18 protein-coding genes are annotated in these 21,753 nt (G+C 68.7%); 8 read left to right on the forward strand and 10 right to left on the reverse strand.

Going from position 1 to position 21,753, the window contains the following annotated elements:
• Nucleotides 1-5: 5 nt before the first annotated feature.
• Nucleotides 6-611 carry a DUF5134 domain-containing protein gene (locus AO501_RS01585; protein WP_055576004.1) on the reverse strand — a complete coding sequence of 202 codons (606 nt, stop codon included), beginning with the start codon at nucleotides 609-611 and terminating at the stop codon, nucleotides 6-8.
• A 137-nt stretch (nucleotides 612-748) separates the two neighbouring features.
• On the opposite strand from AO501_RS01585, the gene AO501_RS01590 reads away from it, so the two are divergent.
• Nucleotides 749-2,641 (forward strand): cytochrome c oxidase assembly protein, encoded by a 1,893-nt coding sequence (locus AO501_RS01590; RefSeq protein WP_231752303.1) that lies wholly within the window; start codon nucleotides 749-751, stop codon nucleotides 2,639-2,641.
• On the opposite strand, the gene AO501_RS01595 is transcribed toward AO501_RS01590, so the two are convergent.
• The 4 genes from AO501_RS01595 to AO501_RS01610 all read right to left on the reverse strand — a co-directional run bounded on the left by AO501_RS01595 (nucleotide 2,638) and on the right by AO501_RS01610 (nucleotide 7,269).
• Entirely contained in the window at nucleotides 2,638-2,856 is a 219-nt protein-coding gene (locus AO501_RS01595; protein WP_055576160.1) for a heavy-metal-associated domain-containing protein, read from the reverse strand. The two genes, AO501_RS01590 and AO501_RS01595, sit on opposite strands and share 4 nt — an antisense overlap.
• Nucleotides 2,857-2,910: 54 nt before the next feature.
• The gene (locus AO501_RS01600; protein ID WP_055576006.1) at nucleotides 2,911-5,184 is read right to left on the reverse strand and encodes a heavy metal translocating P-type ATPase; all 2,274 of its coding nucleotides are present in this window, start codon (nucleotides 5,182-5,184) and stop codon (nucleotides 2,911-2,913) included.
• 51 nt (nucleotides 5,185-5,235) lie between these two features.
• On the reverse strand, nucleotides 5,236-6,603 hold the full coding sequence (locus tag AO501_RS01605) for an adenylate/guanylate cyclase domain-containing protein (RefSeq protein WP_055576007.1): 1,368 nt from the start codon (nucleotides 6,601-6,603) through the stop codon (nucleotides 5,236-5,238).
• A gap of 81 nt (nucleotides 6,604-6,684) precedes the next feature.
• On the reverse strand, nucleotides 6,685-7,269 hold the full coding sequence (locus AO501_RS01610) for a TetR/AcrR family transcriptional regulator (RefSeq protein WP_055576008.1): 585 nt from the start codon (nucleotides 7,267-7,269) through the stop codon (nucleotides 6,685-6,687).
• A 125-nt stretch (nucleotides 7,270-7,394) separates the two neighbouring features.
• Here AO501_RS01610 and AO501_RS01615 point away from each other — a divergent pair, with 125 nt between their 5' ends.
• On the forward strand, nucleotides 7,395-8,303 hold the full coding sequence (locus tag AO501_RS01615; RefSeq protein WP_055576009.1) for an oxygenase MpaB family protein: 909 nt from the start codon (nucleotides 7,395-7,397) through the stop codon (nucleotides 8,301-8,303).
• Nucleotides 8,304-8,317: 14 nt separating this feature from the next.
• On the opposite strand, the gene rpmG is transcribed toward AO501_RS01615, so the two are convergent.
• Nucleotides 8,318-8,482 (reverse strand): 50S ribosomal protein L33, encoded by a 165-nt coding sequence (gene rpmG, locus AO501_RS01620; protein ID WP_055576010.1) that lies wholly within the window; start codon nucleotides 8,480-8,482, stop codon nucleotides 8,318-8,320.
• Nucleotides 8,482-8,718, reverse strand: coding sequence for a 50S ribosomal protein L28 (gene rpmB, locus AO501_RS01625; protein WP_055576011.1), 237 nt, complete (start codon nucleotides 8,716-8,718; stop codon nucleotides 8,482-8,484). Before rpmB ends, rpmG begins: the two co-directional genes overlap by 1 nt.
• A gap of 80 nt (nucleotides 8,719-8,798) precedes the next feature.
• Between rpmB and mrf the strand changes: the two genes are divergently transcribed.
• From mrf to AO501_RS01645, 4 genes are all read left to right on the forward strand, one after another.
• Nucleotides 8,799-9,995 (forward strand): ribosome hibernation factor-recruiting GTPase MRF, encoded by a 1,197-nt coding sequence (gene mrf / locus AO501_RS01630; protein ID WP_055576012.1) that lies wholly within the window; start codon nucleotides 8,799-8,801, stop codon nucleotides 9,993-9,995.
• Complete coding sequence (locus AO501_RS01635) at nucleotides 9,992-10,252, forward strand: type B 50S ribosomal protein L31 (protein WP_055576013.1); 261 nt, start codon at nucleotides 9,992-9,994, stop codon at nucleotides 10,250-10,252. Before mrf ends, AO501_RS01635 begins: the two co-directional genes overlap by 4 nt.
• Nucleotides 10,253-10,358: 106 nt before the next feature.
• Nucleotides 10,359-11,261, forward strand: a complete 903-nt coding sequence (locus AO501_RS01640; protein WP_055576014.1) for an SDR family NAD(P)-dependent oxidoreductase — start codon at nucleotides 10,359-10,361, stop codon at nucleotides 11,259-11,261.
• The gene (locus tag AO501_RS01645; RefSeq protein WP_231752298.1) at nucleotides 11,258-12,820 is read left to right on the forward strand and encodes an AMP-binding protein; all 1,563 of its coding nucleotides are present in this window, start codon (nucleotides 11,258-11,260) and stop codon (nucleotides 12,818-12,820) included. The genes AO501_RS01640 and AO501_RS01645 overlap by 4 nt, the downstream gene beginning before the upstream one ends.
• A gap of 15 nt (nucleotides 12,821-12,835) precedes the next feature.
• Here AO501_RS01645 and AO501_RS01650 read toward each other — a convergent pair whose 3' ends face one another.
• From AO501_RS01650 to AO501_RS01660, 3 genes are all read right to left on the reverse strand, one after another.
• A complete protein-coding gene (locus AO501_RS01650; RefSeq protein WP_055576016.1) occupies nucleotides 12,836-14,212 on the reverse strand; it encodes an HNH endonuclease signature motif containing protein in 1,377 nt (458 codons plus the stop codon).
• A 44-nt stretch (nucleotides 14,213-14,256) separates the two neighbouring features.
• The gene (locus AO501_RS01655; RefSeq protein ID WP_055576017.1) at nucleotides 14,257-19,077 is read right to left on the reverse strand and encodes a cation-translocating P-type ATPase; all 4,821 of its coding nucleotides are present in this window, start codon (nucleotides 19,075-19,077) and stop codon (nucleotides 14,257-14,259) included.
• 85 nt (nucleotides 19,078-19,162) lie between these two features.
• Nucleotides 19,163-20,092, reverse strand: coding sequence for a sigma-70 family RNA polymerase sigma factor (locus AO501_RS01660; protein ID WP_055576018.1), 930 nt, complete (start codon nucleotides 20,090-20,092; stop codon nucleotides 19,163-19,165).
• A 116-nt stretch (nucleotides 20,093-20,208) separates the two neighbouring features.
• On the opposite strand from AO501_RS01660, the gene AO501_RS01665 reads away from it, so the two are divergent.
• Both AO501_RS01665 and AO501_RS01670 read left to right on the forward strand, forming a co-directional pair.
• Nucleotides 20,209-20,952, forward strand: a complete 744-nt coding sequence (locus AO501_RS01665; protein WP_055576019.1) for an SDR family oxidoreductase — start codon at nucleotides 20,209-20,211, stop codon at nucleotides 20,950-20,952.
• A gap of 18 nt (nucleotides 20,953-20,970) precedes the next feature.
• Entirely contained in the window at nucleotides 20,971-21,705 is a 735-nt protein-coding gene (locus tag AO501_RS01670; protein ID WP_055576020.1) for a DUF899 domain-containing protein, read from the forward strand.
• Nucleotides 21,706-21,753: the final 48 nt, after the last annotated feature.

The following is a 21,753-nucleotide window of genomic DNA, read 5'->3' on the forward strand; positions in this document are numbered from 1 at the left end:
TCGGCTCAGGCCTGAAAAATCATGATGCAGAACATGATTGCCATGCCTGCGGCCGTGGTCGCCTGAACCAGGGCGCCCAGTCTCGCACGCCACACCGGGCCCTCGCGGCGGCGGCGCAGCGTCATGAAGAGGTAGCTCCACACGAAGGCGGCCAGCACGAACACGGCGGCCCAGATCCAGTTCACCGTGGTGATCCAACCGTGCGAAGTGTCCGCCGACGTTGCCTGCATTTCCGGCATGGCGGGCATGCTCGGCATCGATGGGCGTTCGGGTGTCAGATGTCCACCCATTGCGGCGTACATCCATGCCATCGCCACCATCTTCAGCGCGTGGTAGCCGAGCGCCAGGCGTGCGCCGATCATCCGGGCGGCGAGGACGGCGACGATCAGGAACCACAACGCCGCGGCCAGAAAGAACGCCTCCGCGGGCGTCGGCGGCAGCCCGAGTGCCTCCGGCCAGGCCATCGCCGCCATGGCGATCGCCATCGTGACGTGCAGTGCGTGGCTGATCACCGAGGTCCAGGATTTCCGGTCGGTGACGAGGGCGAAGCCCACGGCGCTGAACAGGAACAGGCCCGTGACCACCCACCGCAGCGGCAGATCGTCGATCATGCCCGGTGTTCCTCGGCGATAAGCCCCACAGTGACCGAACCTTATGCGCTGCGGGCGGCCGGTGCTACGACGCACGGTCGTAAGCTGCAAGGGTGGATAGCGACGTTGCCCGCACGTCCTCGGCGAGGACGGCGGTACTGGTCGGCGGGTTTGTGGCGGTGGCCGTCGCGCTGGGTGCCTACGGCCTGGTCTCCGGGCCGCGCCGCTACGCCGAGGCCGGCAACCCTTATCCGGGCGCCTTCGCCGGCGCCGCCGAACCGGTCGGGTACTTCGTCGCGTCTTTGCTGGGCGCACTGTGCCTGGGCGCATTGCTCCTGGTCGTAGTGACGGCGCAGCCGGAATCCGACGGGCTGATCGATGCGGCGGCATTCCGGATTCACCTGTTGGCCGAGCGTGTGTCGCTCGCCTGGGTGCTGGCGGCCGCAGCGATGGTGGTGATCCAGGCGTCGCATGACACGGGTGTGCGGCCGGGGGCGCTGGTGAGCAACGGCGCGATATTCGACGCCATCGGCGTCTCCGAGGTGGCCCGGGCCTGGATCGTGGTGGCCGTTTTCGCCCTTCCGGTCGCGGTGACGTTGCGGCTGAACACCCGCTGGCTCGGCCACGCGGTGCTGCTCGTGCCCACTGTGATCGGCGTCGTGGCCACCGCGGTGACCGGCAATGCGGGTCAGGGTCCCGACCACGATTACGCGACCAGTGCTGCGATCGTCTTCGCGGTCGCCATGGCCGGGCTGACCGGGCTCAAGGTGGTCGCCGCGCTGACCGGGACCAGCCCCAACCGCGCCGTACAGGTACTGCAGGTGGGCTTCGGCGCCCTGGCGGTGACCTACGGCGCCGTGCTGCTGTACCTGCTGATTCCGGCCTTGACGTTCGGGTCCGATTTCGCGCGCCTGGGGCTTTTCGCGGGTGCGCTGGTGACCCTGGTGTGGGTATCCGACTGCTGGGCGTTGCGTGGCGCGGTGCCCCGGTTCGCCGGCACGGCCGGCGCGCTGGCCATGGCCGCCGCGTTGGCAGCGATCTCGGCGATGGCCGCCCAGATCGCGCCGCGGTTCCTTGCGCACCAGTTCACCGGTTGGGATGTGTTTCTCGGCTACCAGTTGCCGCACCCGCCGACCATTGCCAGCGTGCTGACCCTGTGGCGTTTCGACAGCTTCCTGGGGACGGCCGGGCTGGTGCTGGCCGCCGCTTATGTGGCGGGCTACGTCCGGTTGCGGCGCAACGGAAACGCTTGGCCGGTGGGCAGATTGGTGGCCTGGCTGGCCGGATGTCTGTCGCTGGTGTTCACCACCAGTTCGGGTGTGCGTGCGTACGGATCAGCCGTGTTCAGCATGCACATGACCGAACACATGATTCTGAACATGTTCGTCCCGGTGCTGTTGGTGATGGGCGGTCCGGTAACCCTGGCGCTGCGGGTACTGCCGTCGGCCGGCAAGGGGCAGCCGCCCGGGCCGCGCGAATGGCTGACCTGGCTCCTGCATTCCCGGGTGACTGCCTTCCTGTCCAACCCGATCGTCGCCTTCGTCCTGTTCGTCGGCTCGCCGTACGTCGTCTACTTCACGCCGCTGTTCAACACGCTGGTCCGCTACCACTGGGGCCACGAGTTCATGGCGGTCCACTTCCTGCTCGTCGGGTATCTCTTCTACTGGGCGATCATCGGCATCGACCCGGGCCCGCGCCGGCTGCCCTACCCGGGCCGTATCGGTCTGCTGTTCGCGGTGATGCCGTTTCACGCCTTCTTCGGCGTTGCGCTCATGACGATGGCCGAGCCGGTCGGGAACACCTTCTACCGTTCGGTGAACCTGCCGTGGCTGCCCAGCATCATTGCCGACCAGCATCTCGGCGGCGGAATCGCGTGGAGTCTGACCGAAGTGCCGGTCATCATCGTCATCGTGGCGTTGGTCACCCAGTGGGCACGGCAGGACCGCAAGGACGCGTCCCGCGGCGATCGGCACGCCGACAGCGACTACGCCGACGACGACCTGGAGGCATACAACGCGATGCTGCGGGAGTTGTCCCGGATGCGGCGCTAGCCGACGACGGTGAAGTTGCCCTCACCCTTGAGTGCGGCCTGAACCTGTTCCGTGGTCAGCTCGGTGTTGGCCGAAACCCGCACTGCGGACGTGCCTTCGGTGTTCAGGTCGATACTGACCGCGGTCACCGGCTTCAGTGCGGTCAGCGCGGTGGTGATGGTCGCCACGCACCCTTCGCAGTGCAACCCGGTGACGGAGAATGTCTGTTCGGCCATGCGGGCCATCCTACCGGCGGTCGCATGGCCGGCCGACTGTGATTTCGGCGACGGTCAATCTGTGTGTCGTGTCGGGTGATTCACCCTCGGCGACGAGGTCTGGGTGCCAAAGTTGCGTAGCCGCAGGCTGTTTGACACCACGAAGAATGACGAGAAGGCCATCGCGGCGCCGGCGATCAGCGGATTGAGCAGGCCGGCAGCGGCGATCGGAATCGCAGCCACGTTGTAGCCGAAGGCCCACACCATGTTCATCCGGATCGTCCGCATGGTCGCGCGCGCCAGGTCCAGCGACTGCGGGACGATGTTCAGGTCGTCGCGCACCAGGATGATGTCGGCCGCCCCGATCGCGACGTCGGTGCCCCGGCCGATCGCCAATCCCAGATCGGCAGAAGCGAGTGCGGGTCCGTCGTTGATACCGTCGCCGACCATCGCCACGGTCCGGCCTTCGGCGCGCAACCGCTCGATCGTCTCCACTTTGCCTTGCGGCAGGACCTCGGCGATCACCGTCTCGATGCCGACCCGGCTCGCGACGGCGCCGGCGGCGGCTTTGTTGTCGCCGGTGAGCAGGATCGTCCGCAGGCCGCGCCGGTGCAGCGCGGCGACCGCGTCCGAAGCCGAGTCCTTCACCGTGTCAGCGATCGCGACCGCCGCGCACGGCAGTCCATCGACCGCGATGAAAACCACGGTCTCGCCCCGGGATTCGCCATCCTTCCGGGCCGATTCGAGAACCTCGTCGCCCGGCGCTTCCCGGGTGATCCAGGACGGCTTGCCGACCTCGACGCGCCGGCCGTCGACGACTCCCGCGACACCGCAGCCGGCAACCGCGACAAAGTCCTTGACCGGCAACGGATCTGGTGATGACGACACGATCGCCGTGGCCACCGCGTGCTCGGAGGCCGCCTCCACCGCCGACGCGAGGCGCAACACCTGCTCGTCGTCGTGCCCGCCGGTGGTCGTCACCGTGCTCACGCTCAGTTGACCGACGGTCAGCGTGCCGGTCTTGTCGAAGACGACGGTGTCGATGCCGTGCACGGTCTCCAGGGCGCGGTAGCCCTTGATGAAGATTCCCAGCTGGGCACCCCGGCCGGAGGCGACCATCATGGCGGTCGGCGTCGCCAGCCCGAGCGCACACGGGCAGGCGATCACCAGCACGCCCAGCGTCACCGAGAAGGCGCGCTCGACGCCCGCACCGCTGATCAGCCACGCCGAACCGGCCAACAGCGCGATGGCGAAGACCGCCGGGACGAACACCGCCGAGATGCGGTCGGCGAGGCGCTGGGCGCGTGCCTTCTGCGCCTGGGCCTCTTCGACCAGGCGGACCATGGCGGCGAACTGGGTGTCGGCGCCGACGGCGGTGGCCTGGATGATGAGCCGGCCGTCCAGCACCACGGTGCCCCCCACCACCGCGGCGTCCGGTGACACCCGCACCGGTCGGGACTCGCCGGTCATGGCACTGGTGTCGATCGCAGCGGAGCCGTCCAGGACAACCCCGTCCGCCGCGATGGTCTCGCCCGGCCGCGTCACGAAACGCTGACGCTTCTTGAGTTCGCCGGCCGGGATGACCAACTCCGAGCCGTCGTCGAGCAGTACGGTGACGTTCCTGGCGCCGAGGGCGGCCAGGGCGCGCAGCGCGCCGCCGGCCTTCGACTTGGCGCGCGCCTCGAAGTAACGACCCGCCAGCACGAAGACGGTGACGCCGGCCGCGACTTCGAGGTAGATCGCGTCACTCTGCAGGATCGCCTGCCAGACGCCGTGCGTCTCACGAGGCTGCCTGGGGACGAAGACGGTCGCCAGCGACCAGACGGTGGCGGCCACGATGCCCACCGAGATCAGCGTCTCCATCGACGCCGTCCGGTGCCGCGCATTGCGCAGCGCGACGGAGTGAAAAGGCCACGCCGCCCAGGTCACGATCGGGGCCGCCAACGCGGCCAGCACATAGCCCCACCCGGGGAACCGGGCGCTGGGCACTATCGCCAGCATGCTCGACAGGTCGGCCAGCGGCACGAACAACACCGCGGCGATCAGCAGCCGGCGCAGCAGGCTGCGGGCATGCCGGGCGTCGGGATCATCCCCTTCGGCCGGCGCGGAGGACTCGGTGTGCGGAACTGCCTGGTAACCGGCCTGGTTGACCACCTCGCACAGTTCGTCGACGTTGGCGTCGACGGTGTCGATGGTCGCCACCCGGGTAGCGAAGTTGACCGACGCGCGCACCCCGGGGACCTTGTTCAGCTTCGTCTCGACCCGGCTCGCGCACGCCGCGCAGGACATCCCGGAAACATCGAGCCGGACACGCTGCCGCTCGGGTTTCTCCACAAGCGGCGTCGCCACGGTTCTCCTCGGTGCTCAGTGCAATCAGGTAAGCCCAGCGTACAAGCGGTATCAGGAGCTGACAGTCGCGTGCTCGCGGATGAGCGCGCACACCTGCCACTGCCCCGGCACGCCCTTGAGCTCGCGCTCACCGCGGCTGACGAACCGGTGCCGCGACCCGGTGACGATGTCGCGCACGGTCGAGGACACCAGCACCTCGCTGGGCCCGGCCAGGGCGCCGACGCGTGCGGCGATGTGCACGGCCATCCCGGCGACGTCAGCGCCGCGCACTTCGACCTCGCCGGCGTGGATGCCCACCCGAATCTCGATGCCCAGCACGCGCACCGCCTCGATCACGGCGTCGCCGCAGGCCAGGGCGGCACTGGGGCTGGTGAACGTGGCGACGAAACCATCGCCGGCGGTGTTGACCTCCCGGCCGCCGAACCGCTGGATCTCGTGGCGGACGATGGTGTCGTGGTTGTCGAGCAGGTCGCGCCACCGGTAGTCGCCGAGCGCCGCGGCCCGCTGTGTCGAGCCGACGATGTCGGTGAACACGATGGTGGTCAGCACCCGTTCGGCATCCCCGCCACCGCGCACGCCGGTGACGAATTCCTCGATCTCATCGAGCATGGCGGCGGCATCGCCCACCCAGTACAGGGTGTCCTCGCCTGGCAGCTCGATCAGGCGCGCTCCGGCGATCTGATCGGCGAGGTACCGGCCATGCTCGATCGGGCTGAAGCCACGGTTGTCGCGGTGCAACACGAGCGTCGGCGCGGTGACGCGGGGCAGGGTGTCGCGGACGTCGGAGTGCCGGACAGCGGTGATGATCGCCCGGGCCATGCTCGGTGAAGCGGCCCGGTTGCCGGCCATGTCCCACCACGAGCGGAACGCGTTGTCGGTGGCGACCGATGGAGCGATGATGCTCAAAATGTCGAAGCCCTGCTCCACGGCGTCGGGTTCGATGGCGACGGTGGTGAAGGGATCCGTGGCATCGATTTCGTGGCCTATCGGGTAGTCGGGCGCACGCAGCGTCCGGGCCGCGCCGTTGATGCAGACCAGGCTGCTGACCCGTTCGGGATAGTCGGCCGCGAGGACCAGGCCGGTCATCGTGGTAAAGCCGGGAGCCAGGATCGTCGCGCGCTCGCAGCCGACGGCGTTCATCACCGCGATGGCGTCCTTGGCCCAGTGCTTCGGCCCGATCATGTCCGGCGACGACACCCGCGACGACAGCCCGATGCCGCGCTGGTCATAGCGGATCACCCGGGCGAAAGACGCCAGGCGCCGGTGGAACCGGTACATCGACGGCTCGGCGTCGACGGTGTCGATCGGGATGGACGGGCCGGGCAGCACCAGCAGGTCGAGGGGGCCGTCGCCGAACACCTGATAGGCGATGTCCACCTCGCCGCAGGTCGCATAGCGAGTCCGGGGAGCCTGCGCCACACATACAGGTTAGTAATTGCGACCGACACTTTCACCCGAGGTCATCCGTCGGCTCGGGTACCACCCACTCCGGCCGCGGACTTACGCGCTGATGATCGGAACCAGGTAGCGCGCGGCGTAGGCGCGGACCGCCGCCTGATCGGAGGTGTCGAGACGGTCGGTGGGAAACACGATGATGCCCACGGCGACCCGCAGCAGGATGTCGGCGACATTGGCGAGGTCCGCGTCGGGGATGCCGACGCCACAGCGCCGCAGGGTGTGGGCGATGCCGTCGGCGAACTGGCCGATCGGAAAGACGTCCGAACGCGAGAACATTCCGAACAGTTCGGGCTCACTCTCGGCGATGCGCGAGTACAACGGTGAGTCTTCGATCAGGCGGACTCCGAGGGTGAACGCCTCGATGACCGCTTCCTGCGGGCTGCAGCCAGTGGTGGCCTGGTCCAGCGTGGTGAAGAACAACGCCGCCTCGCGCCGCACTACGGCTTCGAACAGCTCGTCTTTGGTGGGGAAGCGCCGATAGATGGTGCTGCGGCTCACCCCGGCCCGGACAGCGACATCTTCGATGTTCGCGCGCCGCACGCCATAGGTCTCAAACACCGAGCGTGCGGTGTCCAGGATGGTGTCCTCGACGGACGCGATGTTGGCACCCGTAGCCCTCGTCGCCATGCTCAACTACTTTCCCCGCCCGGCAGTGATGCCGGGGATTTCCCGATTCGAATGGTATCGTGAAACAAAAGTACGGTTTTGTGTCTCTGCTTCAACGGCGCTGGGGGGTGCCGGAGGGGGTTGTGATGAGTACGAGTTTCGACGTCGGTGTCCGGGAAGCGACGCCGGTGGTGCACGACGAGATCGACGACGCGGCGCCCGTGCTGGGCCCGGGCTCGTTGATCTGGAAGTTCTACGGCGATTACCGGACCCAGTTGTTCGGATTCCAGCGCGTCGCCGGCACCGAGAACTGCATAGAACAGCTTGCCCAGGGCGTGCTCGACCATTCGGTGGTGTTCAGCGACACGCTGGGCCGGGCGAAGCGGACAGCGCCGCCGCTGATGAAAACCGTCTATTCCGAAGACCCGCACAAGTGGGGCCGTACCGTGCGGGACTTCCACAAGCCGATCAAAGGGACCGTCAGCGACGGGTCGCGCTATCACGCTCTGAATCCGGAGTTGTTCTACTGGGCGCACGCCACGTTCGTCGACCAGGTTCTCTACAACGCCGACACGTTCATCCGACGCCTGTCGCACGCGGAGAAGGAGCAGATCTTCGCCGAGAGCAAGGTCTGGTATTCCCTGTACGGCGTCAGCGACCGGGGCCAGCCGCAGACCTACGACGAGTTCGTCGAATACTGGGACGGCATGCTCGACCGGTTCGTGCCACACAAGACCGTTCTGTACGGGACGGGTTACATCCGCAAAGGGCTCCCGGGCCCGCGCCGAATTCCCCGCCCGATCTGGCGGATCCTGTCCGCGCCCGTGAACGCCTACGCCCGGTTGGTGATCGCGGGGACCTGCCCGCCGCAGATGCGCGCGGTATGCGATCTCGCCTGGGATAGTAAGAAGGAGAAGCGATTTCAGCGCTTCGCCGCGACCATGCGGGCGCTGAATCCGTTGATCAACCGGTTGCCCCTACGGTTCGTCTACGCCTCCTGGGCGGCCGACGCGTGGCAGCGCGTGGGTGTCGACCCGCGCCGGATCAACAATTAGCGGGCAGCGGCCATTCAGCGTTCCTCCCGGAAGTCCACGTGCCGTCTGATCACCGGGTCGTACTTCCGCAGCGTCATCCGGTCGGGATCGTTTCGCCGGTTCTTGCGGGTGACGTAGGTGTAACCGGTGCCGGCCGTCGAGCGGAGCATGACGATCGGGCGAATGTCGTTGCGCGCCATCAGAAATGCTCCCCCATGCGGCGCAACCGGGCCACGACCGCCTCGATGCCGTCGCGGTCGATGACCTTGATGCCCTTGGTGCTGACCCGCAACGTGATGCGGCGGTCCTCGGACGGCAGGTAGTAGGTCTTGCGCTGCAAATTCGGTGACCAGCGGCACCGGGTGCGCCGGTGTGAGTGTGACACCGCATTGCCGAAACCTACTGTGCGCCCGGTGACTTGGCATCGCGCTGACATATCGGCCTCCCCTCGTGTTTTAGACAAGCGACGCACTGGACTGTAGCCTTAATGAAAATGATTTTCAATAAGGAGCGGGTATGCGAACTCCGGTAGTGCTGGTCGTCGGTCAGGGAGCCACCGACGAGGTGACGGGAACGCTCCTGCGGCAGCCGGGTACTGCCGTGGTCGAGCACCGGTTCGACGGTCACGTGGTCCGCCGCACGGTCATCACCCTGGATCGTGGTGAGTTGCGCACGACCGAGGAGGCGCTGGAGCTGGCGCACGGTTGCCTTTCCTGCACGATCCGGAACGACCTGCTGGTGTTGCTGCGGAAGCTCCATCGACGCTCCAATGTGGCCCGCGTCGTCGTGCATGTGGCGTCGTGGCTGGAACCCGAACCGATCTGCTGGGCGGTCAATCACGTCCGGGTGCGGGTCGGCCCCGGCTATCCGGACGGACCGGCCGCCCTCGACGTGCAGATAGCCGCCGTGGTGACCTGCGTGGACTCCGTCAATTGGCTGGCGCAGGCGCTCGGGGAGGACCTGCTGCCCGACGGGCGCACGGTGGCCCAGGCGGCCGTCGGGCAAGCCGAATTCGGCGACCTGCTGGTGCTGACCCAGCCGGAGCCGGTGACGCTGGCCGTCCTGCGACGCCTGGCGCCGCGGGCGCGGATCACGGTCGGCTGCGATCGCGTCGAGCTGGCGTTGGCGAACCTCGACGAGCGGTCGCGGCGCGGCCGAACCGACCACCCGCACGCGCCGCTGCTGACGGGCCTACCCCCGCTGGAGGCCGAACGCGGCGTCGTCATCCTCGAATTCAACGCTCGCCGCCCGTTTCACCCCGAACGCCTGCACGACGCCGTGGACCTGCTACTGGACGGAGTGGTCCGCACCCGCGGGCGGTTATGGCTGGCCAACCGGCCCGAACAGGTGATGTGGCTGGAATCGGCCGGCGGGGGCCTGCGGGTCGCCTCGGCAGGGAAGTGGCTGGCGGCCATGTCCCCCTCGGAGGTCGCCTATGTCGACCCCGAGCGCCGGTTGTTCGCCGAGCTGATGTGGGAGTTCCACCACGGCGACCGGCACACCGCGATGACCGTGCTGGTCTGCGGCGCCGACCCGGTCGACATCACGAACGCCCTGAACGCGGCGCTGCTCACCGACTTGGAGATGGCCGATCCGGATTCCTGGACCGGGTATCGAGACCCCTTCGGCGACTGGCATCAGGATCCGTGCCACGAGACGCCGGACGCGGCGGGCGAGTTCACGGCGCACCGCAACGATGGTCAGCGCGGATGAAGCCCGGCATTCATCCCGACTATCGCCCGGTCGTGTTCCAGGACGCCAACACCGGCACGATGTTCCTCACCCGATCGACCATGCACAGCTCCCGCACCATCGAGTGGGAAACCCCGGCGGGGCGGCAGACGTACCCGCTGGTCGTCGTCGAGGTGTCGGCGGATTCGCACCCGTTCTGGACTGGGACGCAGCGCACCCTCGACGCCGCCGGCAGGGTGGACCTCTTCCACCGCAGATACGGCCCCCGAACTCGATAGCGGCGGTACCCCGACGCGCGAGGGCTTCAGGTGGCGTTGTGACCGTGGGTCACACCTGTGTTTCGATAGGTGAAGACGGGTCGACAGCGATCGAGGGATACAGCCGATGAATCTTGTCTTGCAGGCGATTGATTCGGCTGCCAGCAGGTTGGCAAATCCGGCGCGGGAATCCGACCCGGACAAGTTGCGCGATGTCGTCACTGGCAAGACGGTGCTGGTCACCGGCGCGTCCTACGGGATCGGCGAGGCGACCGCCCGCAAGCTGGCCGCGGCCGGAGCGAAGGTGTTGATCGTGGCCCGTTCGGCCGATCGCCTGGAAGATGTCGCAGCCTCCATCAATACCGGTGGGGGACAGGCCGTCGTCTATCCGACCGATCTCAGCGACGAGGCCGCCGTCAGCGAGCTGACCAAGCAGATCACCGAGAATCACGGCCCGCTGGACATCATCGTGAGCAACGCCGGCAAGTCGTTGCGCCGGTCGCTGCACGAGCAGTACGACCGCCCGCACGACTTCCAGCGCACGATCGACGTCAACTATCTGGGGCCGATCTGGCTGTTGTTGGGGTTGCTTCCGGCGATGCGCGAGAACGGCCGCGGGCACCTGGTCAACGTGTCGAGCGTCGGCGTGCGGGTGGTCCCGGGGCCACAGTGGGGCGCCTACCAGGCGTCCAAGGGAGCCTTCGACCGCTGGCTGCGCAGCGTCGCGCCGGAACTGCACGTAGACGGCATCGACGTTTCGACGATCTACTTCGCGCTGGTCCGCACCCGGATGATCGAACCCACGCCGCTACTCGGCCGGCTGCCGGGCCTGACGCCCGACGAGGCAGCCGACGCCGTCGCGAAGGTCATCATCGAGCGGCCCCGCACCAACGAGCCGCCCTGGGTATGGCCGGCCGAAATCGCTTCGGTGCTGCTGGCCGGGCCCGCCGAACGCGCCGCCCGGCTGTGGTATAGCCGGTTCTTCGCCGAATCCGGCTTGCCGCCGGTCGCAAAGGAAGCCCGGTCGTGACGGACAGCGTGGTGGGCACGACAGCGCGCGCGGTGCTGTCATCGGGGCTGCTCGGCCCGCCCGGTCCCGCCGGGGCGTTGCGTCTGGCCCGCGAAATATGCCGGGGTGGGACCAATCTTTTCACCCTGCTGGCGGTGTCGGCGGCACGCTGGCCGCAGCGGACCGCGATCGTCGACGAAGACGGTGCACTCAGTTACCACGAGTTGCTGTCGATGACCGAGTCAATGGCCGTGGAGCTGCTCGATGCCGGTGTGCGCGCCGGGCAGCCGGTCGGCGTGATGTGCCGCAACGGGCGCAACTTCGTCACCGCGGTTTTCGCCACGGCGCTGATCGGCGCCGATGTGGTGTTGGTGAACACCGAGTTCCGCTCCGACGCCCTCGCGGGCGCCCTTGCGGCACACCAGATCCGGACGATGTTCTGCGACGAAGAGTTCACCTCTCAGATCGTCGCGACCGGGGAGCCTATCCGGATCATCGATCCGGCCGGCGTCGAACCGCGACTGGATGTTCCGCGGCCCAAGGTCGCCCCGTCTGGGCGGATGGTCTTGCTGACCTCCGGTACCACCGGAATCCCGAAAGGGGTGCCACGCACGCCCCACCTCAGTTCGGGGGTGGGGGTCAGCATGACCATACTGGCGCGTACCGGATTACGCGTCGGCACGCGAATCTCTCTGGCGGCGCCGATGTTTCACGGTCTCGGTTTCGGCATCCTGATGATGGCGATCGCACTGGGCGGCACGGTGCTGACCCGCCGCCGCTTCGATGCCGAAGCCGCCCTGGCCCAGGCTTCCCTGCACCGGGCCGAGGCGATGAGCGCGGTGCCCATCATGTTGGCCCGCATGTTGGATCTGCCGCAACGGGTGCGAGCGCGAAACCCCCTGTCCTGCTTGCGTGTTGTCATATCCAGCGGCGACCGCCTGGACCCGGGCCTGGCCCGCCGATTCATGGACGCCTACGGTGACGTCCTTTACAACCTCTACGGCTCGACCGAGGTTGGCATCGGATCCCTGGCCACACCGCAGGAACTGCGCCGCTACCCCGAGACGGTGGGCAGGCCCGTCGCCGGTTGCCCGGTGCGTATCTACAACCGCAACGGGCGGCCCGTCGGGCCACGGGTCACCGGCCGCATCTTCGTCGGCGGCGGACTGGCCTCCGACGGATACACCGGTGGTGGCGGCAAAGCGGTGATCGACGGCATGACGAGCACCGGGGACATGGGTTACCTCGACGAGGACGGCCGCCTCTATATCGTTGGCCGCGAGGACGACATGATCGTCTCCGGCGGTGAGAACGTCTACCCGCGCGCGCTGGAGAACGCGCTGGCCGGGCACCCGGAAGTGGCCGAGAATGCGGTCGTCGGGGTGGCCGATGAGCAGTTCGGCAAGCGCTTGGCCGCGTTCGTCGTATTGCGGGAGGACAGCGCCGCCGATGAGCTGGCGCTGCGAGAATACTTGCGGGGCAAAGTTTCCCGCTTCGAGCAGCCCAGGGATATCAACATAGTCGAAAGCATCCCGCGCAATCCGGCGGGCAAGGTGGTGCGCCGGGAATTGTCCGGCTAGCGAACTGACCTGGCGTCAATCTGGTTCGCTGTCAACGCCATCGGTTTTCGGTGGTCGCACCGGGTGATGCATGCAGTTGGTGCGGGGGCGCCCGAAGTCCAGGTGCTTGGGTGCTATCCATTCGGTGTGGCCGCGGGCATTTCGGCGGGTGGTGAATTTGTGGAGTTCGACCAATCTGTTGTCTGGTGCACAGGCCAGGGCGAGTTCGTCGATGTGGGTGCGACGCTTGGCCATCCATCCCTCAAGGTGATGCACCTGGGTCCAGTAGCCCGGCACCCTGCAGCCCGGGCGGGTGCAGCCGCCGTCTCTGGCCAGCAGGGCCAGGCGTTGCTCGGGCGAGGCCAGGCGCTTGCTGTGGTAGAGCGCCAGTGTTTTGTCCTTGTCGAAGATCGCCAAATAGTGATGGGCCGGCGAGGCCAGTCGGATAACCTCCGACATGGGCAGCAGGGTGCCCCCGGCGGTCAGGGCTCGCCCGGCCCCGGCTTCGAGTTCGGCCAGGGTGGTGGTGACCACGATGGTGGTCGGCAGCCCGTGGTGGCGGCCTAACTCTTTGGAGCCCAGCAGCATCCGCAGTCCGGCCGCGATGGCGTCGTGGCTGCGCTGGGCGTGGTTGCGGGCGTCACGGTCGACCGCGTCCTCGGGTGCCTTGCCCGCGGTGACGGGGTGTTGGTCGTCGGGGTTGCACATGCCCGGGGCGCCGAGTTTGGCGACCACCGGTTCCAGGGTGGCGCGGAATTCGGGGGTGATCAGCCCACGGATCTCCGACATCCCGTCGGCCTGTTGTTCGCCCAGGGTGATGCCGCGTCTGCGGGCCCGCTCGGGTTCGTCGGGGCCGTCACCATCGGGCATCAGGTAGTTCTGTAGCAGCTTGGCGTAGTCGGCCACTTCATCGGGCCGACATCCGGCGGCGACCTTGCCGGCCAGGTCAGCCTCGGCGAAGTCGCGGTCGGCCGCGGCGATGGTGTTGGGCAGTTTCTTGAAGAATCTGCGGATCACCTTGATGTGCCCGGCCCCGACCAGGCCTTGACGTTGTGCGGCAGCGGTGGCCGGCAGCAGCGGTGCCAACGGTTCTCCGGTCAGTGCGCGGCGCGGTCCCAGGTCGGCGGCGTCCGCGATGCGGCGGTCGGCCTCGTCCTTGACCACCCGCAGCCGATCGGCCAGCGCGTGGCCGAGTGTGCCGCCCAGATCTGCCGGAGCCGCTTGGCTGGCAAGCTGATTGATCAACACGTTCCCGGCCACCGGCAGGCGCCGGCACTGTACTTCCAGCTCACCGAGCGTCGTCAGCAACTCGGGGCAACTCAACGTCTCCGCGGTGAGCTCCAACAGCCGCGACACCGACCCGCAAAGCGCGCCCAGCGCCTCGGCCCAGTCCTCACGCGTGCTGCAACTCACACCCCAATTCTATTGCGGGGCACTGACAAGCCGGATTTCGCGCGCTACTGGGAGTCCCCGTTCGGCGCCGGCTGGACCGCACCGACCGCCTTATTCAGCCAATGAGGCGCCAGCCACGAGATCGCGGTCGTTCCCGCCGTGGCGCCGATAACACCCGACCAGGCCACCGGTCCCAACGGTGTGCAGCCGAAAAACTGGCTCAATACCGGTGTTTGGATAATCCCGACCAGGACTCCCGCGCTGCCCAGCGCCGTTGCCACCACCAGTGGGCTGTGGCTGCGGGTCATTAGAGTCTGAGCCAGCTGCGTCGTCACCAGAGCGGTCAGACCCATTGTCGCCGTGCGCCTTTCGGTGCCCGGGGTCCACCGGCCGATGGTCCAGGCGGTGGTTGCGCCGGCCGCGGTGATGATGCCGCGGTTGACGATCTGACGCATCAGCGGCTCGTCGAGGGAGGGGGCGGGCTGGATCAGCAGGTCGCGTTGCAGGGTCCGGCGGGCCTCCTCGATCTGCTCGGCGGTCAGTTCCTCGTCGTCCTCGGGGTCGTCGTACTGGGAGGTGACGGCGACCGCGAGCGCGGGGAACATGTCGGTGAGCAGGTTCACCAGCAGCAGTTGCCGGGTGCCCACCGGCGCCCGTCCCTGCCCGAACGCCGTCCCCAGAATGGTGAACAGCACTTCGCCAACGTTTCCCCCGACCAGGATGGTGACCGCGTCGCGCACACCGGCCCACATGTTGCGGCCCTCGACCAGCGCGTCGATCAGCACGCCCAAGTCGTCGTCGGTGAGCACGATGTCGGCCGCGCCCCGGGCGGCTGAGGAACCGCGCCCGCTGACCCCGATCCCCACGTCGGCCATCCGGATGGCGGCGGCGTCGTTGGCGCCGTCGCCGACCATGGCGGTCACTCGGCCGGCGCGCTGCAGTGCCGCGACGATCTGCACCTTCTGTTCCGGGCTGACCCGCGCGAACACCTGGACATCGGCCGCCAGCTTGGTGTGCCCCTCGGCGTCGATGCTGGCGAACTCGGCTCCGGTCACCACGCGAACATCCTCTGGCAGGCCCAGTTGCCGTGCGATCGCGCGGGCGGTGATGGGGTGGTCACCGGTGATCAGCACCACGTTGCGCTCGGCTTCCACCAGCGCCTCGATGAGCGGCCGCGCGGACGCCCGGGCGGTGTCGGCCAGTCCGACATAACCGATCAGGTCCAGGTCGTGCGCCGCGGCGTCGACGGAGTCGGAATCGGTGTCGCCGTCGGAGGTGGCGAGCTCCCAGGGGCGCTGCGCGACGGCGAGCACCCGCAACCCTTGTGCCGCAAGGCTGTCCACCAGCGCCTCGGCCTCGGCGTCGACCGATCGGCAGCGCGGCAGGATCGTCTCCGGCGCGCCCTTGAGCATCAGCACCGGCGTCGCACCGTCGAGTTCCGCACCGATGGACGCGGCGTAGCCGCGGCTGGATTCGAAGGGCACCTCGGCCAGCACCGTCCACGGTGAATCACCTTCGCCGTCAAGCGAATTGGCGGCAATGATGATCGCCTCATCGGTCGCGTGCGCGTGTCCCTCGCCATCATGCGGCTGCGTCGAGGCGCGGGCGGCGGCCCGCAACACCGCGATCGCCTCCGGGGCGCCGGACTCGGGGAACGGCCCGTCGGGGCCGATGCCCTTCGGCACCGCACGCACCACGCGCAGCTTGTTCTCGGTGAGGGTGCCGGTCTTGTCGAAGCAGACGGTGTCGACGCGGCCCAGGGCCTCGATGGCGCGCGGTGAGCGCACCAGCACCCCGCGGGTCGTCAGGCGCTGCGCGGCGGCCAGCTGGGACAGCGTCGCCACCAGCGGCAGACCTTCCGGAACCGCCGCGACCGCGATGGCGACGCCGTCGGCCACCGCCTGCCGCAAAGAGGTGCGGCGCAGCAGCGACAGGCCGGTTACCGTCGCGCCGCCGGCCAGGGTGAGCGGCAGCACCTTGCTGGTCAGCTCCCGCAGCCGCGCCTGTACGCCGGCCGAGGTCTCGACATTGGCCACCGCAGAGATCGCCCGCTGTGCGGCGGTGCCGACTCCGGTGGCGACGACGATCGCCCGCGCACGGCCCGCGACGATCGTGCTGCCCTCGAACAGCATGCTGGCCCGCTCCGGGTCGTTGACGGCGACGGGGTCCACCTGCTTGTCGACCGGCAAGGACTCGCCGGTGAGGAAGGACTCGTCGACCTCGAGGTCATCGGCAACCAGGATCCGGGCGTCGGCGGGCACCACCTCGGGGGCGGCCAGGTCGATGACGTCCCCGGGCCGCAGCTTCTTGGCCGACACGGTGGCGGTGCGGGTGGCGTGCTGGGCTGCTTCCAACCGGCGCCGCGTGGTCGCGACCGCCGGCACCACCACGCGACGGACCAGCTGATCCTGCTCGGCGAACAGTTCTGCGGCGGCTGCCTCGGCCCGCAGTCGCTGTACGCCACCGGTGACCGCGTTGACCGCCATCACCCCCGCGACCAGGAGTGCGTCGACATTGCTGCCCACGATCGCCGACGCCGCCGCACCGACCGCCAGGATCGGAGTCAGCGGATCGCGCAACTCGACACGGGTGGCGGCCGCCAACCGTCCCAGCGTGTGGGCCGGACCGCGCAGCGGGGCCACGACCGGCTCGTAGGACAGGTCGTCGAGCCGCCGCCGCCAGGTCGGGGTGTCGGATTGGACCGCCAGCGGACGCGATCCGCCGGCGAGGCGCGAGTAGACGATCTCGGGGTCCAGCGCGTGCCAGGCGGTCAGCGGCTGCGGCGTGGGGTCGGGCTGCCGGAGCACCCGCGCGGCCGAGAGGGACCCGCCCAGCAGGGCGGTCAGCGCGGCGGCGTTGACCGGGTTGAGCCAGCGACGGAAGGAAGCGGGATTGCTGGTCCGGCCGTCTTCTCCGGTGACGAGCAGCAGTCCGGCCAGTGTGGTCCCGCCCTGGGCCAGGTGCACGGCGGATTCGCTGGCGGCGCGCGCCACCGGGAGCGCGGACAGAATTCGCACCGCAGCGGCCAGGTCGGTCCCCGTGATGATGTCGGCGGTCCACGGCGTGGCCGCACGTGGGTCGTCCAGGGCGACGCCGACGTCCGCGATGGCCAGCGCGGCCAGCGTGTCGGTCGATGCGAAGTCACGGTGCAGGGCGGTGATCAGCAGCACCGGTCCCCGGTCCGCCCGCAGTTCCCGGACCAGCTTCAGCAGCGGCGTGCCCGGGGGATGAGTGGAACCGACGCTGGCCGACAGGTCCTCGGTGCCGGCCACGTGACGCAGCACCACCCGGGCGCCGGTGCGGTGCGCGGTCTGCATCAACGGGATCGCGAAGGGGTCGACTTCCCACCCGACGTCCACACTGCCCACCCGGTCGCCGTCGTTGATCAGCTCCGCGTGTTCGAGGCCCTGCGCCGGTGTCGCCGACGGTCCCTGCGAGCGAATCCATTTCAGCCGCGCGCCGATGGCCGGCAGCTCGTCGGGGTCGGGCTCGGGTGCCTCCTCGCCGTGCAACAGGGCGTCGGCAACCTCGTAGACACGGTCGTCGTCCCAGCCGGGCTCGTCGCCCTGCGCGCGCAAAACCGCGCGGTGGTCACCGCGCAGGGCGGCGCCGTCGATGACGACCACCTGCACCCGGTCCAGGCGGCGCAACGCACCCGGGTCGAGCAGCAGCAATCCGGCGTTGGCCAGACCGCGACCGAGTGTGGTGGCGAACGCCTCACGACCCACGTGCGCGGCCTTGGGCACTCCGGCCAGGATGGCTTCGGCAGCCTCGGCGGAGCCGCCACCTGCGAACAACGCGCCGGCCGCGGCAACCACCGAGCCGCTCGCGGCCTGGTCCACGTAGTGCTCGATCGGGCCTTTCATGGAGCCCTTGCCGGTGTCGATCGCGGCGTCGATGGCACCGTCCACCACGACGTGCGAGGCTTCGCCCGCGGCGGCCGCGGCCCAGTTGTGCCGGGGCGTGTGCTCGTCCGCAGCCGAGGAGAGGATCGGCACCACCGGTGCCTGTGGCCGGGTAGGTGAGGCGAGTTCGGGTTCCCGCTCCCGCCACCGCTGCCGGTGCGCCGCGGCCTCGGACAGCTGCAGCCCGCGTTGCGTGAGGTTCAGCAGTGGCGTGCCGACCGACTGGCTCAGCCCGTATGCCAGCGCCGTGGAACCGCTGAGCGCGATGTCGGTTCCGACGCGGCCGAGCCTGGACTCCAGCACGGCGACCACCCGCGGCTGGTAGTTCATCAGCGCCGCGGCGGCCCGCGCGCTGCGCGGCGCTACGGGCAGCCGGGTGAACCAGCCCGTGACGGCGGCGCCGACCGCGACGGCGTCCATCGCCGCGGCGGTGAGCGGCACCAGAATCGCCAACGGGTTGCCCGGGTCGGCGAACGGCGCGGAATGCGGTGTGGGGCCGGTTTCGGCGGCAGCTAGGTCGGCGGCCACCGCGGCCGCCGTGTCGCGCACCTCGTCGAGGACGTCGTCGGCGTCGGCATCCGCGGTGATCTCGATGACCAACCGGCCCAGCGCGCCCTCGACGTGGGCTTTGTCGACTCCGGCGATTCGGCGGACCGGCTCCTCGATCACCGGGGCATATTCATGCCAGCGGGGGAAGGGCAGCAGCGGATCGAGGTCCAGGTGGAACCGCCGGCCGCTGTGCCAGCGCACCGGCGGCGTGACGGTTTCCGGCGCTCCGTCGAGCGAGCTCCCCAGGCCGATGGCCCGGCCGGTGGTGTGCGCCACGGACTGCATGACGGGGCCGACCAGTTCCGTCATCGGGCTGGTCAGTGTCTGGACCGCTCCGACGGCACCCGCCGCTCCGTTGACCCCTGCCTGTATCGCCTGAACCGCTCCACCGGTGAGAGTGCCGACAAGGTCGGCCACACCCGGGATCTTCATCCATCACCCTTCGATCACGTCTACCGCGCCAATCCTCCCGGCGCCTCGATGACCTGTCCACACGGCCCGCGCGAACGCGGCCGGGTCACCGTGTGGCCGGCAACCCGAACGCGGCGAAAAGCGTCGGATCGAGGAAGACGGTCATCACCGCGATCCCGGGTGTCCCGGCCCCGGAACGGCAGGTCAGCACCTGAATGGAATGAGCTTCCATGATGTTATCCGCGTTGCGCCGATATTCGGCGACCGCAGGCTGTGCGTTTGCTGAGGTCGGGACCATCACGACGTCGCCCGCAGGCGCGAAAGCGCGCTCGGCCAGGAAGCGGAGCACATTATCGCGGCCGAAGAACCATTCCGGCATCGGCGGCATCTCGAGCTTGATGTCCTCCTGCAGCAACTCGGTGAGGGCGGCCATGTCGGCGTTCTCGAACGCGGAGCAGTAGCGGTCGACCAGATCGCGGCGCGCAGTGTCGTCCGGCTCGGCGATCTCGTCCTCGTCGGGTGTGATCTCGGCGAGCCGGCCGCGGGCACGTTGCAGGGAACTGTTGACGGCCGCGGGCGTGGTTTCCAGTAGTTCGGCGACTTCGGCGGCGCTGAACTGCACGACGTCGCGCAGGATCAGCACCGCTCGTTGCCGGGCCGGCAGCTCCTGCAGGGCGGTCATCACCGCCAGCCGGACACTCTGCCGCACGGCCAGCGCGTCCTCCGGATTCTGGAAGAGGTAGCTGTCCGGGATCGGTTCCAGCCACTCGCTGTCACCGATCGGATCGTCCGCCGGCAGCGCCCGGCGCGCGCGGTTCTCCAATGCCCGCAGGCAGGCCGTCGTCGCGATCCGGTACAGCCAGGTGCGCAGCGCCGCGCGCTCCTCGAACGCCGGATACCCACGCCAGCCACGGAGGTAGGTCTCCTGAACCAGATCCTCGGCGTCGTGCACCGACCCGAGCATCCGGTAGCAGTGCGCAATCAACTCGGCGCGAAATGGCGCCGCCCGCTCGATGAACTCCGACTGCTCCGTCATGTCTCTTTAGATACTTCCGCGCCGGAAAAATCATCGCCGACCTGGGCAGCGATGAATCGCGGCGGTGCGACGTATCTGCATTGGTGACGTTGTGTCACACGAAAGGGAGCTTCACCGTGAATCAATCAATTGCCGGGACGACGGCGATCGTCACCGGCGCCAGCCGCGGCTTCGGCCGGGCCGTCGCCGCCGCCCTGACTTCGGCCGGAGCGCGTGTCGTCGGGGTCGCGCGGACCCAGGCCCATCTGCAGCTGGTGCGCGACGAACTGGGCGACACCTTCACCGGCGTCGCCGCCGACGCCGCAGACGCGCAGACGGCTGCCGCGCTGATCGACGAATACCGCCCGGCCACCGTCGTGCTGGCCGCCGGACTGGCGCCCCGGATGATGCCGTTGACGGACCAGACCTGGGAAACCTTCAGCGAGAACTGGAACGTCGACGTTGCGCAGGCGTTTCACTGGGTCCGGTACGCGCTGCGACGGCCGCTGGCGCCGGGCAGCGCGGTGATCGCCTTCTCGAGCGGCGCTGCGGTCAACGGGTCTCCCCTTAGCGGTGGTTACGCGGGCGCCAAGGCCGCCGTCCGGTTCATCGCCGGCTACGCGGCCGAGGAATCGAAGCGGGCAGGGCTGGGCATCAGCTTCGCGTCGGTGTTGCCGCGCCTGACTCCCGCGACCGACCTGGGCGCCAAGGCCGTCGCCGCCTACGCCGCCCGGCAGGGTGTCGCGGTCGATGCGTTCGTGGCGGCCGCCGGGCCGGTGCTTACCCCCGAGCAGGCCGGGATCGCGGTGCGGGGCATCGTGGAACGGCGGGACAGCGGTGCCTTTCTGTTGACGTCTGCCGGGCTGTCCCCGGTGGCCTGAAAGAGCGAGGAGACCTCCATGAAGACACCTCCGATCGTGTCCGCGGCAGAGTGGGCCGACGCGCACCAGCGGCTGCTGGCCAGGGAGAAGGAGTTGACCCGTGTCCGGGACGCGCTGGCTGCCGAGCGGCGCCGAATGCCGTGGCTGGCCGTGAATAAGGACTACGTGTTCGAGGGACCCGACGGACCGATGAGCCTGCTTGATCTCTTTGAGGGTCGGCGCCAACTGGTGCTGTACCGCGCGTTCTACGAACCCGGCGTGCACGGCTGGCCCGATCACGGATGCCCGGGCTGTTCGATGATCGCCGACCACATCGGTCACCTCGCGCACGTCAACGCTCGCGACACCACACTGGCGTTCGCCTCGCGGGCACCGCAGGCCGACATTCAGCGGTTGCGGCAGCGAATGGAGTGGCGGATGCCGTGGTACACGCTGACCGACGGGTTCGACGAAGATTTCGGCGTGCACGAATGGCACGGCACCAACGCCTTCATCCACGACGGGTCCCGGGTGTACCGCACGTATTTCGTCAACAACCGCGGCGACGAGGTGCTGGGCAACACCTGGAGCATTCTCGACATGACGGCGCTCGGTCGTCAGGAGGACTGGGAGGACTCTCCGGAGGGCTACCCGCAGACCAAGCCCTACGAGTGGTGGTCCTGGCATGACTCTTACGCCGCGCATGTCCCGGCACGCTGGTTCGGCGACCCGGATCCCGATGACCCGAATGATCAACGGCCGCCCCGTAGTTGATTTGTGGAATACCGGAATTGCGCGGTGACCCTTGAATGGCCACGCGTG

The organism is Mycobacterium gordonae, from assembly GCF_001417955.2.
In the GTDB taxonomy this organism is placed as follows: Bacteria; Actinomycetota; Actinomycetes; order Mycobacteriales; family Mycobacteriaceae; genus Mycobacterium; species Mycobacterium gordonae_B.